At 59.6% G+C, this 15,743-nt stretch carries 20 protein-coding genes; 17 read left to right on the top strand and 3 right to left on the bottom strand.

Annotated elements, in window-relative coordinates; genetic code table 11:
• Window positions 1-166: 166 nt before the first annotated feature.
• Entirely contained in the window at window positions 167-1,846 is a 1,680-nt protein-coding gene (ettA, locus tag F6V25_RS07170; protein ID WP_151127914.1) for an energy-dependent translational throttle protein EttA, read from the top strand.
• A 105-nt stretch (window positions 1,847-1,951) separates the two neighbouring features.
• Here ettA and F6V25_RS07165 read toward each other — a convergent pair whose 3' ends face one another.
• The gene (locus tag F6V25_RS07165) at window positions 1,952-2,437 is read right to left on the bottom strand and encodes a DciA family protein (protein ID WP_151127913.1); all 486 of its coding nucleotides are present in this window, start codon (window positions 2,435-2,437) and stop codon (window positions 1,952-1,954) included.
• On the bottom strand, window positions 2,430-2,687 hold the full coding sequence (locus F6V25_RS07160; protein ID WP_151127912.1) for a hypothetical protein: 258 nt from the start codon (window positions 2,685-2,687) through the stop codon (window positions 2,430-2,432). The genes F6V25_RS07165 and F6V25_RS07160 overlap by 8 nt, the downstream gene beginning before the upstream one ends.
• 75 nt (window positions 2,688-2,762) lie before the next feature.
• Between F6V25_RS07160 and F6V25_RS07155 the strand changes: the two genes are divergently transcribed.
• The 14 genes from F6V25_RS07155 to F6V25_RS07090 all read left to right on the top strand — a co-directional run bounded on the left by F6V25_RS07155 (window position 2,763) and on the right by F6V25_RS07090 (window position 13,063).
• Complete coding sequence (locus F6V25_RS07155) at window positions 2,763-3,065, top strand: putative Se/S carrier protein (protein ID WP_246166988.1); 303 nt, start codon at window positions 2,763-2,765, stop codon at window positions 3,063-3,065.
• Window positions 3,066-3,081: 16 nt separating this feature from the next.
• Complete coding sequence (gene yedF, locus F6V25_RS07150) at window positions 3,082-3,660, top strand: sulfurtransferase-like selenium metabolism protein YedF (RefSeq protein WP_151127911.1); 579 nt, start codon at window positions 3,082-3,084, stop codon at window positions 3,658-3,660.
• A gap of 88 nt (window positions 3,661-3,748) precedes the next feature.
• Window positions 3,749-5,110, top strand: coding sequence for a signal recognition particle protein (gene ffh / locus F6V25_RS07145; RefSeq protein WP_151127910.1), 1,362 nt, complete (start codon window positions 3,749-3,751; stop codon window positions 5,108-5,110).
• Between the two features lie 59 nt (window positions 5,111-5,169).
• Entirely contained in the window at window positions 5,170-5,436 is a 267-nt protein-coding gene (rpsP, locus tag F6V25_RS07140; RefSeq protein WP_149306565.1) for a 30S ribosomal protein S16, read from the top strand.
• 54 nt (window positions 5,437-5,490) lie between these two features.
• Complete coding sequence (locus F6V25_RS07135; protein WP_149211006.1) at window positions 5,491-5,721, top strand: KH domain-containing protein; 231 nt, start codon at window positions 5,491-5,493, stop codon at window positions 5,719-5,721.
• On the top strand, window positions 5,721-6,245 hold the full coding sequence (gene rimM / locus F6V25_RS07130; protein ID WP_151127909.1) for a ribosome maturation factor RimM: 525 nt from the start codon (window positions 5,721-5,723) through the stop codon (window positions 6,243-6,245). Before F6V25_RS07135 ends, rimM begins: the two co-directional genes overlap by 1 nt.
• On the top strand, window positions 6,242-6,988 hold the full coding sequence (gene trmD, locus F6V25_RS07125) for a tRNA (guanosine(37)-N1)-methyltransferase TrmD (protein WP_151127908.1): 747 nt from the start codon (window positions 6,242-6,244) through the stop codon (window positions 6,986-6,988). Before rimM ends, trmD begins: the two co-directional genes overlap by 4 nt.
• The gene (locus F6V25_RS07120; RefSeq protein ID WP_338045587.1) at window positions 6,978-7,562 is read left to right on the top strand and encodes an RNA methyltransferase; all 585 of its coding nucleotides are present in this window, start codon (window positions 6,978-6,980) and stop codon (window positions 7,560-7,562) included. The genes trmD and F6V25_RS07120 overlap by 11 nt, the downstream gene beginning before the upstream one ends.
• A gap of 33 nt (window positions 7,563-7,595) precedes the next feature.
• Window positions 7,596-7,952 carry a 50S ribosomal protein L19 gene (gene rplS / locus F6V25_RS07115; RefSeq protein WP_149306569.1) on the top strand — a complete coding sequence of 119 codons (357 nt, stop codon included), beginning with the start codon at window positions 7,596-7,598 and terminating at the stop codon, window positions 7,950-7,952.
• Between the two features lie 58 nt (window positions 7,953-8,010).
• Window positions 8,011-8,661 (top strand): ribonuclease HII, encoded by a 651-nt coding sequence (locus tag F6V25_RS07110; RefSeq protein WP_151127907.1) that lies wholly within the window; start codon window positions 8,011-8,013, stop codon window positions 8,659-8,661.
• Window positions 8,646-9,815: a metallophosphoesterase gene (locus F6V25_RS07105; protein ID WP_151127906.1), complete on the top strand. Its 1,170-nt coding sequence runs from the start codon at window positions 8,646-8,648 to the stop codon at window positions 9,813-9,815. Before F6V25_RS07110 ends, F6V25_RS07105 begins: the two co-directional genes overlap by 16 nt.
• Window positions 9,816-9,991: 176 nt before the next feature.
• The gene (locus F6V25_RS07100; RefSeq protein WP_151127905.1) at window positions 9,992-11,896 is read left to right on the top strand and encodes a GspE/PulE family protein; all 1,905 of its coding nucleotides are present in this window, start codon (window positions 9,992-9,994) and stop codon (window positions 11,894-11,896) included.
• On the top strand, window positions 11,893-12,735 hold the full coding sequence (locus F6V25_RS07095; RefSeq protein WP_151127904.1) for an HDOD domain-containing protein: 843 nt from the start codon (window positions 11,893-11,895) through the stop codon (window positions 12,733-12,735). Before F6V25_RS07100 ends, F6V25_RS07095 begins: the two co-directional genes overlap by 4 nt.
• 148 nt (window positions 12,736-12,883) lie before the next feature.
• Complete coding sequence (locus F6V25_RS07090; RefSeq protein WP_151127903.1) at window positions 12,884-13,063, top strand: hypothetical protein; 180 nt, start codon at window positions 12,884-12,886, stop codon at window positions 13,061-13,063.
• A gap of 89 nt (window positions 13,064-13,152) precedes the next feature.
• Here the strand turns inward: F6V25_RS07090 and mltG are convergent, their stop codons facing one another.
• The gene (gene mltG, locus F6V25_RS07085; RefSeq protein WP_246166987.1) at window positions 13,153-14,166 is read right to left on the bottom strand and encodes an endolytic transglycosylase MltG; all 1,014 of its coding nucleotides are present in this window, start codon (window positions 14,164-14,166) and stop codon (window positions 13,153-13,155) included.
• Between the two features lie 149 nt (window positions 14,167-14,315).
• On the opposite strand from mltG, the gene F6V25_RS07080 reads away from it, so the two are divergent.
• Together F6V25_RS07080 and nudC are read left to right on the top strand one after the other, a co-directional pair.
• Window positions 14,316-14,771 (top strand): ferritin-like domain-containing protein, encoded by a 456-nt coding sequence (locus F6V25_RS07080; RefSeq protein WP_151127902.1) that lies wholly within the window; start codon window positions 14,316-14,318, stop codon window positions 14,769-14,771.
• Between the two features lie 76 nt (window positions 14,772-14,847).
• Window positions 14,848-15,720, top strand: a complete 873-nt coding sequence (gene nudC / locus F6V25_RS07075; RefSeq protein WP_151127901.1) for an NAD(+) diphosphatase — start codon at window positions 14,848-14,850, stop codon at window positions 15,718-15,720.
• The last annotated feature ends 23 nt before the right edge of the window (window positions 15,721-15,743 follow it).

Raw genomic sequence — 15,743 nt, 5'->3', positions numbered from 1 at the left:
CCCTGGATTCTGATACTACCGGCACCTGCCGTCGGATAGACATAAACACTACCTATTGCCTCTTATTTGTCAAGCGATTGCCTGCGGAAAAATCCAAAGCGGTTGACAGTCGTCACAAGCGGCGTGTAAAAGGATGTGACATTTCGGTTCCCAAAGGAGACTGCACGTGGCACAGGAAGTTACTAAAATCATTTACTCGATGATGCGGGTCAGCAAGTTTTACGACAAGAAACCGGTCATCAAGGACATATCCCTCTCCTACTTTTATGGTGCCAAAATCGGCGTGCTGGGCCTGAACGGTTCGGGCAAGAGTTCCCTGCTCAGGATCATGGCCGGCGTGGACAAGGATTTCAACGGCCAGGCGGTGCTCTCCCCCGGCTACACCGTGGGCTATCTGGAGCAGGAACCACACCTGGACGAGGCCAAGACCGTGCGCCAGGTGGTGGAGGAAGGGGTCCAGGAGACGGTAGACCTGCTGGCCGAGTTCAACGCCATCACCGACAAGTTCTCCGAGCCGGACGCCGATTTCGAAAAGTTATGCGAACGTCAGGCCACCCTGCAGGAGAAACTGGACCACCTGGACGCCTGGGACCTGGACAGCCGCTTGGAAATGGCCATGGATGCCTTGCGCTGCCCGCCGGGAGACACGCCGGTCAAGGTACTCTCCGGCGGTGAAAAACGCCGCGTGGCGCTCTGCCGGTTGCTCCTGAAAAAACCGGACATCCTGCTCCTGGACGAGCCGACCAACCACCTGGACGCCGAAACCGTAGCCTGGCTGGAGCACCACCTGCACAACTATGCCGGCACCGTCATCGCCGTGACCCACGACCGCTATTTCCTGGACAATGTGGCCGGCTGGATTCTGGAGCTGGACCGGGGCGAGGGCATCCCCTGGAAGGGCAACTACTCCTCCTGGCTGGAACAGAAGCAAAACCGCCTGGCCCAGGAGGAAAAGCAGGAGAGCGATCGTCAGAAGACCCTGCAACGCGAACTGGAGTGGATCAGGATGTCCCCCAAGGGACGCCACGCCAAGTCCCAGGCCCGCATCAGCGCCTATGAACAGTTGGTGGCCCAGGAAAGCGAAAAACAGGCCAAAGACCTGGAGATCTATATCCCGCCAGGGCAGCGCCTGGGGGATATCGTCATCGAGGCGGACAACGTGGCCAAAGGCTTCGGCGACCGGCTGCTGTTCGAAGCAATGAACTTCCGGCTGCCCCGGGGCGGCATCGTAGGGATCATCGGCCCCAACGGCGCCGGCAAGACGACCCTGTTCCGCATGATCACCGGCCAGGAACGGCCGGACAGCGGTTCGTTCCGTATCGGCGACACCGTGCAGTTGGCCTACGTGGACCAGAGCCGCGACGCCCTGAACCCGGACCGGAATATCTGGGAGGAGATATCCGAGGGGCAGGACACCGTCCAACTCGGCAAGGTGGCCGTCAACTCACGGGCCTACGTGTCGCGCTTCAACTTTTCCGGTGCGGACCAGCAGAAGAAGGTGGGCATGCTCTCCGGCGGCGAACGCAACCGGGTACACCTGGCCAAGATGCTCAAAAGCGGGGCCAATGTGATCCTGCTGGACGAACCGACCAATGACCTGGACGTGAACACCATGCGCGCCCTGGAGGAGGCGCTGGAGAACTTTGCCGGCTGCGCCGTGGTCATCAGCCATGACCGCTGGTTCCTGGACCGTATCGCCACCCACATCCTGGCCTTCGAGGGAGATTCCAGCGTGGTGTTCTTCGACGGCAACTATTCAGAATACGAAGAGGACCGCAGGAAGCGGCTGGGCGCGGCGGCGGAGCAACCGCACCGCATCAAATACCGTCAGTTGACCAGGGCCTGACACTCAACAACACGATTTCGATCCACAACCAGACAGCCCCGGACCACGGTGAGAAACTCACGAAGAGCGGGGCTGCCTGTTTTTTCGTATTTTACGTGCTTGCCGTCAGGAACGCGAGCGGCCCCGTTCGAACGAGGTCGTCATCAGGTTCACAAAGGCCTCACGCGTTTCAGGGTCGACAATACCGGCCGCCTGTTCGGCGATAAACGCCTTTTGCTGCTCGCTCAGAACTTTCGGGGGCGCCGGTTCGTCATCATCGGCGGACCCGGCACTCTTTGCAAACGTACCGGGCCGGAGGACAATCTCCTTGATCAACTCCGCCCCAAGCTGTTCGTTAAGCTTTTGCTTCATCATGGTGGTGAGGAACCGCAGCTCCTGCATCCAGGCGGCGCTCGACACGGCAACGGTCAGGGTGCCGTTGATGATCCGCAGCGGTTGCGCCCGCGAGGCCACCGTCGGGCCGACCACCTCGGGCCAGAGACGCCAGATCTCCACCTCCCGCAGCCGTTCCGCCAATCCGAGCCCGGCCATCTGTTTTTTGAGCAGGTCCGGCAGGAGTTGGGGGAAGCGCATCTTCACCCGCTTAGCCATTTTGTTTTCTCCGCCGGTTGATGATGCCACCCGTAATCTGGCCGGCCACCGCCCCTCCCAGGGTAAGGGGGATGACGCGCCAACTGAGGCCGGCCGAGATGCGCAGCAGGGCAATAATGGGGATCGAAACATGAATGAGCAAAAACCACATGAATGAATATTTTTTGTAATTCTGGCGCAAATACCCGCAGGGAATACTGGAAAGGAACGCCACACAAACCACCAGTACAACTGTCAAAGACTCTTGCATGAACAACTCCTTTCAAGCATAGTAGAAATTCGTCTACAGTTTGTCAATCCGCTTATGTTCTAACAGGATGGGGAGATGGAGAAACGCCTTATGGTACAGGAGGGACATTTACTGGCGGTATTCAATTCCGGCCACCGGGTCATGAAGGCCGAGGGCGTGCTCAAGGCCCTCGGGCTGCCGGTGCTGCTCATACCCGCCCCCCGTCAGCTCCAGACCGACTGCGGGCTGGCCTTGCGCTTCAGCGAGGATGTGCGGGAGGAAATCATGCGGATACTGGAACGGGAAAGCCTGCTGCCGGCCTTTGTCAGCCAATACATGGGGGGAGAGTTCGTTACGTTTTGGGTTAACGAGGCAAACGGGCCCCCGACTATTTTATAGAGAGGTACGAAAAGAAATGACTACCATCGACTGCAGGAACCTGGCCTGCCCGGCCCCGGTGATTACGGTGAAGAAGGCGTTGGAGGAGCAGACGGAGTTGCGGGTCCTGCTGGACGACGGCGCACCGCGGGAGAACGTCACCCGATTTGCCCGCAATCGCGGCTGTCGGGTGAGTGAGGAGCGGGACGGCGCCGGCTGGGCCCTGACCATTGTCTCCAGCGGCGAACCGGCGCAGAAAGCGGCGACGACTGCCGTCACCGGCGAACGGGTGCTATTGATCACATCCGACCGCCTGGGGGACGGCCCGGAGGAATTGGGGCGCCTGCTGATGAAGAACTTCATCCACACCCTGCTGGAAACGAGCGAACTCCCGGCGCGCATGCTCTTCCTCAACACCGGGGTGCTCCTGACCACGGAAGGTTCGGATGTGCTGGAGGCGCTGGAAAAACTGGGGGGCATGGGGGTGGAAATTCTCTCCTGCGGCCTCTGCCTGGACTTCTTCAAACTCAAGGACAAGCTGAGGGCCGGCGGCACCACAAACATGCTTACCATCGCCGAAAGCCTGCTTTCAGCAGGACAGGCAATACGGCTTTAAAAACAAATAGTTCTTGACAGTTCTCCAAAGGCTACTTTATAGTAAACCCCTTTTGGAATATTCCGTACCATGAGACGATGCAACGACGATGTTTGACAGCCTTTCGGAAAAACTTGAATCGGTCTTCAAAAAGCTCCGCGGCCAGGGGGTAATGACCGAGGACAATATCAAGGAGGCGCTGCGGGAGGTCCGCCTGGCGCTCCTTGAGGCTGATGTCAATTTCAAGGTCGTCAAGGACTTTGTCGAGAGCGTACGCGTCAAGGCGGTCGGCACCGAAGTCGTGCAGAGCCTGACGCCGGGCCAGCAGGTCATCAAGATCGTCCACGACGAACTGGTGGCCGTCATGGGCGGCAACGAGGACAATGGCCTCAATCTGTCGGCCAAACCGCCGGTGGCGATCATGATGGTCGGCCTTCAGGGTGCGGGCAAGACGACCACCTGCGGCAAACTGGGCCGGCACCTGAAGAATCTGAAACGCCGTCCGTTGCTGGTCCCGGCCGACGTCTACCGCCCGGCCGCCATTGAACAGCTTGCCACCGTCGGCAGACAACTCGGCCTTGAGGTCTTCAACTCCTCGGCCGACCAAAAACCGGTCGATATCTGTTCGGCCGCCATGCGTTTCGCCGAATTGAACGGTTTCGACACGGTTATCCTCGATACTGCCGGACGGCACCAGATCGACGATTTTCTGATGAACGAACTGGCCGAGATCAAGGCATCTGTTCTGCCCTTGGAAATACTCTTTGTGGCGGACGCCATGACCGGCCAGGAAGCCGTCAACGTTGCCGGCGGATTCAACGAGCGGCTGGACATCACCGGCGTGGTCCTGACCAAGCTGGACGGCGACGCCAAAGGTGGCGCCGCTCTTTCCGTCAGGGCGGTTACCGGCAAACCGGTCAAGTTCGTCGGCCTGGGTGAGAAACTCGACGCCTTGGAGGTTTTCCACGCCGATCGCCTTGTATCGCGCATCCTGGGCATGGGCGATGTCCTCACGCTGGTGGAAAAAGCCCAGTCGGTCTTTGACGAAAAAGAGACTGCCCGGCTCCAACAGAAACTGAAGAAGAACCAGTTCGACCTGGAAGATTTCCTGGCCCAGCTCCAGCAGATCAAGAAGATGGGTTCGCTGGAATCGCTCATGGGGATGATCCCCGGCATGGGCAAAATGATGAAGCAGATGCAGGGGGCCCAGCCCAGCGAGAACGAAATGAAGCGGATCGAGGCGATTATCCGTTCCATGACGCCGGGCGAGAGGGCCAATCACGGTATCATCAACGGCAGCAGGCGCCTGCGGATCGCCAAAGGGAGCGGCACCACCGTGCAGGAGGTCAACCAACTGCTCAAGCGCTTCACCGAGGCGCAGAAGGTGGTCAAACAGCTCCAGAAACTCGGCCCCAAGGGGCTCCTCAAGGGTATGGGGGGGCTTGGCAAGGGCATGCTCCCGTTCGGCTAGACAACAATCGCATTACGGTTTTACTTAACTTCGCAGAAGAAAGAATCAGGAGGATTCAGATGGCAATCAAGATCAGGCTTGCACGTGCAGGCGCAAAGAAAAGACCTTTCTACCAAGTGGTTGTAGCCGATGAGCGCTGCCGCAGGGATGGACGTTTCATTGAAAACGTAGGGACCTACGACCCTACCAAAAATCCGGCAGCCATCAAGCTGAACGTGGAAAAGGCCCAGGCCTGGCTTGAAAAGGGCGCACAACCGACCGAAACCGTTCGCCAGCTTCTCAAGAATGCCGGCGTTTTGGGCAAGGCGGCGGCTCCGACGGCATAGCGAGTGTATCCACCCCGGTCCGCCGGCGATTCTACATGAGCAGAGGATACCGACATGAAAGCACTTGTTGAAACCATCGCAAAGGCATTGGTTGACGATCCGACTCAGGTCAAGGCGGCCGAGGAAACGGAAGAGGATACCTTGGTCATTAAACTGACCGTCGCCAAAGAGGACATGGGGCGTATCATCGGCAAGGAAGGCCGTACCGCCAAGGCAATTCGCACGATCCTCAATGCCGTGTCCACCAAGGACAACAAGAAGGCTATCCTCAAAATCGTAGAATAATGGGCGATCCGGACGAACTGATTACCGTGGGCAAGATCAGCGGGACCCATGGGATCAAGGGACAACTCAAGGTCTATTCCTATTCGGGCAACCTTGAGAGCTTGGGCGCTGCGCGGATCATCACCCTGAGAAGCCCTGGCGGCACGACGCTGCGGGAATTCGCCGTCAAGGGTGTAAAGCCGCACAGCGCCGGCTTCATCCTCAGCCTGCGGGATTTCGACAGTATCGACCAGGTTCTGCCTCTGGTGGGGAGCGAGTTATGTCTCCGGCGCAGTCAGTTGCCGGAACCGGAAGATGACGAGTATTACTGGTGCGACTTGCTCGGCCTTCGGGTCGTAACCGTCGACGGGGTCGAACTCGGTACGCTGGCCGACATCTTCGAGACCGGAAGCAACGACGTCTATGTGGTACGCAAGGAGAAGCAGGAGTACCTGATCCCGGCGGTAGCCTCCGTGATCAGCTCCGTTGATCTGGCGGGCGGCACCATGGTCATCACCCCAATGGACGGGCTTCTGGATCTATGATTTTCGATATATTAACCCTCTTCCCCGGGATGTTCGCCGGTCCTTTCGACGAGAGCATCATCAGGAGAGGGAAAGACAAACAGCTCATTGAGATTGCGTTGCACAACATCCGCGATTGGGCCACCGACCGGCACCAGACCGCCGATGACGCTCCCTATGGCGGCGGCGCCGGCATGGTCATGAAGGTGGAACCCCTGGCCGCCTGCATCGAAGCGGTCAAGGCCCGTCGTCCCGCCTCGACGGTGGTTATGACCTCCCCACAAGGGAGACGCCTCACCCACCAGGTGGCTGCGGAACTGGCTGAACGGGATGGTCTGATCATCGTCTGCGGCCGCTATGAAGGGATTGACGAGCGTATCCGCCAGTTGTACGTGGAGGATGATATCTCCCTGGGCGATTATGTCCTTTCCGGGGGCGAAATCGCCGCCATGGCTATTGTGGATACCGTGACGCGGCTTTTGCCCGGCGTGCTCGGCAGCGACGAATCGGCTGAAACCGACTCGTTCTGCGACGGCCTTCTGGAGTATCCCCAGTATACACGCCCGCCGGAATTCGCAGGCATCAAGGTGCCGGAGGTGCTCCTGTCCGGTAACCACGAGCTGATCAGAAAATGGCGGCGGCGCGAATCGTTGCGCAAAACGCGCTCACTCCGGCCGGACCTGCTGGAGGAAATCGCCCTGAGCAAGGAAGATCGCGCGTTGCTGGCCGAGATTGAACGGGAAGACGGCGCCTGTGACTGCTGACAGGGCCAACATGGCGATAGCGCTGCTGCACCATCCGGTTTACAACAAGCGGCGCGAGGTGGTGACCACCGCCCTGACCAACCTGGATTTGCACGATATCGCTCGTTCATCGCGTACCTTTGGACTGGAGCGCTTTTATATCGTGACCCCGTCTGCCGAACAACGGAATCTGGCGGAACGGATCACCGGCCACTGGCAGGAGGGGTGGGGAGCGGACTACAACCCGGACCGCCGCGAGGCGCTCGGTATCGTCCGAATCTGCACGGACCTGAAAACGGCCGTCAACGATCTCCAGACCGGATTTGCCAAGCCGGTCAAGACGATCATCACCGGGGCGGCACAGCGGCCGGACAGCCTTTCCTTTCCGGCTTTCCGCCAGATGCTGGCCGAGGCCGACCAACCGTACCTGCTTCTTCTGGGTACCGGCTGGGGGCTAACGGATGAATGCTTTATTGCGGCAGATTACGTTCTTGAGCCCATCGCGGGTGCAGGATCTTATAACCACCTCTCGGTCCGTTCGGCGGCGGCCATCATGCTCGACCGCCTGAGGGGAACACAACAAGAGGCACTTTAACAGGAAGCAGATACATAGAGGAGGAAGGCACTCATGAACACCATCGATACTCTGGAATTCGAACAAATGAAGAAAAACATCCCCCCCTTCAAAGTCGGGGATACGGTCAAGGTACAGGTTGCGATCGTTGAAGGCGACAAACGTCGTCTCCAGGCCTATCAGGGCGTGGTGATCGCCCGCCAGAACGGCGGCATCCGCGAGTCCTTCACGGTCCGCAAGATTTCCAACGGCATTGGCGTGGAGAGGGTGTTCCCGCTGCACTCCCCCAGCATCGAGGCCATCGAGATCGTGACCCGCGGCCATGTCCGCCGCGCCAAGCTGTACTACCTGCGCAATCTGCGCGGCAAGGCGGCCCGCATCCGCGAGAAGAAATATATCGCCGGAGCCTGAGAAGAAAGAACCGAAAAAGCCCCGCTTAGCGGGGCTTTTTCGGTTCTAGGGACCAACCATGCGACAAACTGAACTCTTTCCCGTCCCCCCTCTGGACACCCTGGCCCTTGAGCAGCACGCCCGCAGTCGGGGGTTTACCATGATTGCCGGGGTTGACGAGGCGGGGCGCGGCCCCTTGGCCGGTCCCGTGGTTGCGGCGGCGGTCATACTTCCCGAAGGGCTTCGCATCCCCGGGGTCGATGACTCGAAGAAACTTTCTCCGGAAACCCGCGAACGCCTTTTCGATGTCATCCAGGCCCAGGCCCTCACCATCGGCGTCGGTATGGGCAGCCCGGAGCTGATCGACCGCATCAATATCCTCCAAGCCACCCGCCATGCCATGTTGGAAGCGGTCACCGCCCTCTCCCCCCGGCCCGATTTCATTCTAATCGACGGAATCACCCAGATCGACTCCACCCTCCCCCAGAAAACCGTCAAAAAGGGGGACTCCCTCAGTCTCTCCATCGCAGCCGCCTCGATCATCGCCAAGGTCACCCGCGACCGTCTGATGCGGAAACTGGATGTCATGTACCCCGGCTACGGCTTTGCCGGCCATAAGGGGTACGGCAGCGCCGCCCATCTTGCAGCGATCCGCCAACTCGGCCCTTCACCGGTCCACCGCCTGAGCTTCGGCGGCGTCAAGGAACACGTCCCATGTCCCTCTTCCTGATCACCTTCCTGAGCCTCTACGGCGGCATGCACGCCTATGCCTTTCTCAGGCTGCGCGGCGCATTCCTGCCGAACCACCCCCTCACCCTGGCACTGGCGGCATGGATGATCCTGATGACCGCTGCCCCCATGCTGGTGCGCCTGGCCGAAGGCGCCGGCCTGGAACGGAGCGCTCTTTTCCTGGCATGGCCCGGCTACACCTGGATGGGGGCGATATTCATCTTTGTCGCTACCCTGCTGGCATGCGACGCACTAAGGCTGCTCGCCTGGCTGTCGAACCGCCTCTGGGGGACCGCCACCCCGGGGTTTCTGACCGCAACCGTCACCTGCACGACCGCCCTGATATTCGCGTTCCTTGCCAGCACCTATGCCTTCTACGACGCCCGGCGCATCAGAACCGACCATGTAACGGTGACCACGGCCAAACTTCCGCCATCGGTCGGCCGGGTCAGGATTGTGCAGATATCCGATGTCCACATCGGGCTCCTGTTCCGTGAATCCCGTTTGAACGGCATCCTGACCGCCGTCCGAAATGCCCGGCCCGACATTCTGGTGTCCACCGGCGATCTGGTGGATGGCAGGCTCTCCCGGGAGGACGTCATGTCGCATCAGAACAGGCTGGCCACTATGCTGGCGTCCATCGAGACCCCGGGCGGAAAATACGCCGTGACCGGCAACCACGAGTTCTACGCCGGTCTGAACCAGGCCCTGGCCTTCACCCGCACGGCCGGGTTTACCGTGCTCCGCAACCAGGCGGTCCCCCTTCCCAACGGCATCACCATCAGCGGGGTCGACGATCCGGCCGGCCGGCGCATGGGGGTTCCCGCCCCTCCCCTTTCGGAACAGGCGCTCCTGCGGTCCGTCCCCAGAGACCGCTTTTGCCTCCTGCTCAAGCATCGGCCGGATATTCCGGCCGCTAGCGACGGCCTTTTCGATTTACAGTTGTCCGGCCATGTTCACAAGGGGCAGATATTTCCCTTTAACCTGCTGGTACGTCTCCAATACCCCATCCCCTGCGGAACGACCGCTACCGCCAAGAATTCGCTCATCCACGTCTCCCGCGGCAGCGGCACCTGGGGTCCGCCGTTACGTCTGCTGGCCCCTCCCGAGGTAACCATCATAGACATCATTCCTCAGGGGGAGCAAAAACCATAACGCGCCGGGCCATGGGGAACTGAGCGTTTGCGAAGTTATGCCTGCTGTCCGCCTGCGCAATGATATCCCCCAGCCCTGGAGGCAAAGCAGGCATGGGCAAGGAAAATCCATTGATTTCTCAAACTTGATAAGTGTAAGGTTACAGGTAAAATGCACTTGTCGCCTGTGAGGGTCCCATGACCCAAGCAAACACCATGAGTCCGGCAACACCCCCTCCCATCGAAAGTACGGACCTTATTTCGGCGCTTCTGATGAAAGACGGCGTCATCGATGAGCAGCAGCTCTCCTATGCCACCAGAGTCCGCTCCAAGCTCAGCACCCAACGGACCATGATGGACACCCTTCTGGACCTGGGCTACGTAACCCAGGAACAGCTCCAAAAGACCCTGCGCAACAACCAGATGAACATCCGCCTCGGCGACCTCCTGGTGGAATTGGGGTATCTGCGGGACGCGGACCTCCAACAGGCCTTGGGGATACAGAAAGAATATCTGGGCAAAAAGCGGCTGGGCGAAATCCTGGTGGAACGGGGCTTCATCGAGGAGCGCCGGCTGCTGGAAACCCTCGCCTACCAACTCGGCTATCCGCTCATTGAGTTGAGCTTCGTCACCCTCGACCGCTCCCTGCTGGCCTCCATACCGCTCAACGTCTGCCGGGAGCACAAATTCGTGCCGGTCAAGCGCGAGGGTGACGCTATTGTCCTGGCATTTTCCGACCCCCTCGACCAGAGGGCCCAGGATGTGGCCCGAAAGATCCTGGGGCAGGGCCTCAAAATTGCCATTGCCCCCCGGGAATCGATCCTGGAAAATCTCACCGCCCTGGAACGGACATCAAGCCAGCCAGCCATTTCGGACGAGTCCACCATCATCGGCATGATCAACACGCTCTTCGAGGAGGCCATCGAAGAATGCGCCAGCGACATTCACATCGAACCGATGAAGGACCGTCTGCGCATCCGTCTCCGGTGCGACGGCGTCATGCAGCAACACAAGGATTTTCCCAAGGAACTGGCGGCTCAATTCACCAGCCGGATCAAGGTTATGGCCCAGGCCGACATCGCCGAACGGCGCCGCCATCAGGATGGGCGCATCCTGTTCGCCAGCGCCAAACACGGCATCAACCTGGATATGCGCGTATCCTTCTTCATCACCATCTACGGCGAAAAGATCGTCCTGCGGCTCCTCAACAACAAGGGGACCCTGCTGGATATCAGGGAGATCGGGATGGCCCCGCGCATGCTGGAGCATTTCATCTATGAGGCCCTGGAGGTCCCCACCGGCGTCATGATCATCACCGGCCCCACCGGGTCGGGCAAGACCAGCACCATGTACAGCTGCGTCAACTTCCTGAACAACATCAACACCAGCATCATTACCGCCGAAGACCCGGTGGAATACATCATCGACGGCATTACCCAATGCTCCATCAATCCCAAGATCGGCGTCACCTTCGAGGAAACCCTGCGCCACATCGTCCGTCAGGACCCGGACATCATCGTCCTAGGGGAGATTCGGGACCATTTTTCGGCCGAAACCGCCATCCAGGCGGCCCTGACCGGCCACAAAGTGCTTACCACCTTTCACACCGAAGACAGCATCGGCGGCCTGATCCGCCTGATGAATATGGAGATCGAGGCCTTCCTGATCTCCTCCACCGTGGTCTGCGTGGTGGCCCAACGCCTGCTCCGGCGGGTCTGCCCCGACTGTGCCGAGGCTTACATCCCCACCCCCCTCGACCTGTCCCGCCTGGGCGTATCGCCCAACGACCTGGTCGGAGCGGAATTCAAAATCGGCCGGGGATGCAAGTCCTGCCGTTTCAGCGGCTATCGCGGCAGAGTCGGCATATTCGAACTGCTGGTGATGAACGAAATGGTCAAAAACGCCATCCTGAACAACAAGAGTTCGTACGATATCCGCAGGATCAGCATAGAAACATCGGGCATGGTGACACTCGTTGAGGATGGCCTTGTCAAAGGGGCGCAAGGGTTGGTCTCCATGAAGGAGATCATCACCGATCTTCCGCGCCTGGGGAAACCGCGACCGCTTGGTGAACTTCGAAGGATACTGGGAGTTACGCAATGACCACGGGAAAACCGCTCGTAGAGCTGATCAGAGACCGGCTGGCTGGGGACCTGCGCGGTCTGCCGGTCTTTCATTCAGTGGCGGTCAAGCTCCAACAGATGCTTGTCAGCCGGGACTTCCGCATCGAGGAGGTCATCAGGCTGATCAACGAGGACCAGTCCCTGGCCAGCCAGGTTCTCAGGATGGGGAACTCTTCCTTTTATACCGGTCTCTCCAAGGTTGCCACCATCAAGGACGCCGTTGTCCGTCTGGGCGCCCAGGAAATCGCCAACCTGGTCATGATGGCGTCCCAGGCCGAACAGTACAAGTCCGGTGACCCGGTCCTGGACAATTTTCTGCAGAAACTGTGGGACCATGCACTCTCCTGCGCCACAGGGGCCACCTGGCTGGCGTCTAAGGCGGGCTATGCCTCCCTCGCGACCGAGGCATTCATGGGAGGTCTGCTGCACGATATCGGCAAGCTGGCCATCATCAAAGCGTTGGACGAAATCCTGCAAGCCGGCGGCACAAAGGCCACTATCTCGGAGATACTCATCAACGAGATCCTGGACACCATGCATGAGGATGTGGGCAACCGACTGATGCTCTCCTGGAGCCTGCCGGAGATCTATTGTTCCATCGCCGTAAACCATCACAATACTGAGTATGACGGCAACGATATCCTGCTCGTCATTGTCAGGCTTGCCAACCTGGCCTGCCGCAAGGTGGGCAAGGCTCTCACCCCCGATCCGGCGGTTGCCCTTTTCGGGGCACCCGAGGCGCAATTTCTGGGGATCAAGGAGATCGCCCTCGCCGAGTTGGAGATTATCGTCGAGGATGCGGGAACACAGGCGGCCTGAAACCGGCCCATGGAGTCAGGAGTGGCGGGACGCGGTTTTACGGAAATTTTACCTTTTTCGCCACACTCGCTTCACATTTCCCTGTTAGATTTGGTATAATAGATTTTATTTCTGGAGGTACTCGGCAAAGGCTGAAAAGGAGGTTTGTATGGGTAAAAAGATCCGCAATTCCATCGAAATCGTTGTGGAACAATTTCAGAATCTTCTCGAAAAGTGCCTGCAAACCAAGGACGACCATGAGCGGGTCGTATTGGTCCGAAGACTTATCAACCTGGTGGGGGTCATTCAGTTTCTGGTTTCAGTGCAAAAGGTTACACCCCACGCCTGAAACCTGAGCCAAACAAAAAAAACAGAAAGCCGGAGCCCCAAACAGGCCATCCGGCTTTTTTTTTGCAGAATTTCACGATGGTACGGGTATCAGTTTCTGAGATAGCGCGCGACGGCCCGATTATGCTCATCCAGGGTGCGGGAAAAATAGTGGGTGCCATCCTGGCGGGCCACGAAATAGAGGTAGTCGCTGCGGGCCGGCTGGAGGGCGGCGCGCAGGGCGTCCGCCCCCGGATTGCCGATGGGACCGGGTGGCAGTCCCTTGACAAGATAGGTGTTGTAAGGGGAATGGCGGCCGATGTCGGCCTTAGTGACCTTGCCCGAAAAGGCCCGCGCGCCGTAGACCGCCGTCGGATCGCTCTGCAGCGGCATTCCCAGGCGCAGACGGTTGTAGAAGACCGAGGAGATCAGCGGCTTTTCGGCCCCGGAAACCGCCTCCTTTTCGATGATCGAGGCCAGGGTCACGATCTCGTGGAGGGACAGTCGGCCCTGTCCCCGGCCGCCCGTGGTCACATCGCCGTAAACCTTCCGGAAGTGGCCGACCATCTGGGTGACCAACTGTTCTTCCGTGCCGTTGCGCGCCAGGTTGTAGGTGGCCGGAGAGAGGTACCCCTCGGCACTGGCGGCGTGGATACCCAGACGCTCCAGCAGGACGGTGTCGCGGCACGCGGCAAGAAACGCATCCCGCTTGAAATACCCCTTCTGGTCCAGCATCTCGGCGGCCTGGTAGATGGAATACCCCTCCGGCAGGGCAAAACGGCGGTAATCCACATCGCCCGCCGCCAGCTTACGCAGGATATCCCCCGGCGTCATGGCGTCCGTGAGACGGTAATCACCCGCTTTGAGGCGGTGAGCCTGCCCCCGCAGACGGGCGAGGAGGATAAAGTGCCACGCACTGCGGATAACGCCGCCCTGTTTCAGTTCCCCAGCCAGCTTTCTGATGCCGCTGCCGGCCGGAAAGGAAATATCGCGGACGAGAGCGCCCTTTCCCGGCGGGATAAAGGTGCAGACCAGATACCAGCCCAACAGGAGCAGAAAGCTGGCGCGAACGGAGAGTATGGCAAGTTTTTTGGGTGTAGGGGTGAACGGAAGCATTGTCGGCATTATGGGGTTTTTCCGGCTCGCAGTCAAGCCCGTGGGCGTTCCTTGACATCAGGTGCGAATGTTGTTACAAAAATTGATACAGAGAGAGCCATCATCATTGAGGCACCGACGCGCTGAACCGCCTCGATACGGCGGCGAAAGGGGAAACCATGGAACTGTTCAAGGATATCCGTCAGGTGTTCGACTTTGCCATCGAAAAGGAAGAGGCCTCGTACCAGTTGTACACCAAGGCCGCCGCGATGGTATCGTCAACCGCCAGCCGCAAGATGCTGGAGGAGATGGCCGGGCAGGAACTGGGGCACAAGCGCCTTTTGCAGGGACTGGACCGGGAGAAGGTCCATGAATACCGTTTCGTCAAGGTGCCGGATCTGAAGATTGGCGATTACCTGGTAGACATCGAATACCGGGACGACATGACGTTCCAGGAAATCCTGGTCTTTGCCATGAAGGCCGAGGAAAAGGCCGCCCGGCTCTACAGCGAGGCCAGCCACCTGACCGACGTTCCCGAAATCCAGCGCATGTTGTTGATGCTCGCCAACGAGGAGAAGAAGCACAAATTCAACCTTGAATCGATGTACGATGACAAGATACTGACCGAGAACTAGTGCCCCATGACTAACCGCACGGGATACTAACGTATCGGATGCCGCCTCCGGGCGGCATTTTCTTTGTGAGGCCCTTATGATGTTTCCCGAACAGATCCACCTCCCCTTCAATTTTGCCATCATCAGAGAGTACTTCCTACTCTGTTATCCCGCACCGCACGAACCGGCGGAAGAAGGCTACTGGGCCATCATGCAGGGTAACAGCATCCTTGTGGCGCGGGATGAAAACGGCCTATCCCTGCCCCAGGGCGGCCTGCCGGGCTGGCTCCAGCCGAAAGCTCCTCCGATCTTCATCGGCCAGTGGCATGGCAAGCCGCTCCGCGCCTTTGTCGTCGCCAGCGACCTGCCCCTCCAGGCCCCCTTCGAGGCCGAGGCGTTCAACGCTGCCGAGCAGCGTCTGGACATGGCGACCCTTTCCGTGGGGGGCCTTGCCAAGCAGATTCTGCACTGGGACCAGCAGAGCCGCCACTGCTCCCGCTGCGGTGCGCCGACCGAGCCCATGACCGGCAATTGGGGCAAACGGTGCACCGGCTGCGGCACAGAGCACTTCCCCCACATCCACCCCTGCGCCATCGTACTGGTCAGACGGGGCGACCACCTGCTCCTCACCCGCAAGGCGGAATGGCCGGCGGGCAGGTACAGCCTGGTGGCCGGATTCGTCGATTTCGGCGAATCCCTGGAAGAGTGCGCCATCCGCGAGGTCAGGGAAGAGACCGGCATCGGGATCGAAAACGTCCGCTACGTGGGAAGCCAGAACTGGCCCTTCCCGGCCCAGCTCATGGCCGGCTTCGTGGCCGACTATGCCGACGGCGAGATCACGGTCGATCTGAGCGAACTGGAGGATGCCCGCTGGTTTCCCCTGGATGCCCTCCCCTCGCTCCCGCCCCGGCGCAGCATTGCACGCTGGATCCTCGACAACTTCAAAACGCCGACATCCTGCCCCATTTGAGGCAGCCCGGCGACCCTGTCCGC

Origin of the sequence: Oryzomonas japonica (assembly GCF_008802365.1) — a bacterium.
Taxonomy (GTDB): Bacteria; Desulfobacterota; Desulfuromonadia; order Geobacterales; family Pseudopelobacteraceae; genus Oryzomonas; species Oryzomonas japonica.
Note: the sequence above shows the minus strand (reverse complement) of the source record. Positions and strands in the feature narration are given on the sequence as shown.

Coding starts and splice junctions, on each gene's coding strand:
- F6V25_RS07135 (WP_149211006.1), top strand. CDS start 5,491: ATGAAAGCACTTGTTGAAACCATCGCAAAGGCATTGGTTGACGATCCG.
- F6V25_RS07100 (WP_151127905.1), top strand. CDS start 9,992: ATGACCCAAGCAAACACCATGAGTCCGGCAACACCCCCTCCCATCGAA.
- rpsP (WP_149306565.1), top strand. CDS start 5,170: ATGGCAATCAAGATCAGGCTTGCACGTGCAGGCGCAAAGAAAAGACCT.
- yedF (WP_151127911.1), top strand. CDS start 3,082: ATGACTACCATCGACTGCAGGAACCTGGCCTGCCCGGCCCCGGTGATT.
- F6V25_RS07090 (WP_151127903.1), top strand. CDS start 12,884: ATGGGTAAAAAGATCCGCAATTCCATCGAAATCGTTGTGGAACAATTT.
- rimM (WP_151127909.1), top strand. CDS start 5,721: ATGGGCGATCCGGACGAACTGATTACCGTGGGCAAGATCAGCGGGACC.
- F6V25_RS07080 (WP_151127902.1), top strand. CDS start 14,316: ATGGAACTGTTCAAGGATATCCGTCAGGTGTTCGACTTTGCCATCGAA.
- F6V25_RS07160 (WP_151127912.1), bottom strand. CDS start 2,687: ATGCAAGAGTCTTTGACAGTTGTACTGGTGGTTTGTGTGGCGTTCCTT.
- F6V25_RS07105 (WP_151127906.1), top strand. CDS start 8,646: ATGTCCCTCTTCCTGATCACCTTCCTGAGCCTCTACGGCGGCATGCAC.
- F6V25_RS07095 (WP_151127904.1), top strand. CDS start 11,893: ATGACCACGGGAAAACCGCTCGTAGAGCTGATCAGAGACCGGCTGGCT.
- nudC (WP_151127901.1), top strand. CDS start 14,848: ATGATGTTTCCCGAACAGATCCACCTCCCCTTCAATTTTGCCATCATC.
- F6V25_RS07165 (WP_151127913.1), bottom strand. CDS start 2,437: ATGGCTAAGCGGGTGAAGATGCGCTTCCCCCAACTCCTGCCGGACCTG.
- ffh (WP_151127910.1), top strand. CDS start 3,749: ATGTTTGACAGCCTTTCGGAAAAACTTGAATCGGTCTTCAAAAAGCTC.
- mltG (WP_246166987.1), bottom strand. CDS start 14,166: ATGCCGACAATGCTTCCGTTCACCCCTACACCCAAAAAACTTGCCATA.
- F6V25_RS07110 (WP_151127907.1), top strand. CDS start 8,011: ATGCGACAAACTGAACTCTTTCCCGTCCCCCCTCTGGACACCCTGGCC.
- rplS (WP_149306569.1), top strand. CDS start 7,596: ATGAACACCATCGATACTCTGGAATTCGAACAAATGAAGAAAAACATC.
- F6V25_RS07155 (WP_246166988.1), top strand. CDS start 2,763: ATGGAGAAACGCCTTATGGTACAGGAGGGACATTTACTGGCGGTATTC.
- trmD (WP_151127908.1), top strand. CDS start 6,242: ATGATTTTCGATATATTAACCCTCTTCCCCGGGATGTTCGCCGGTCCT.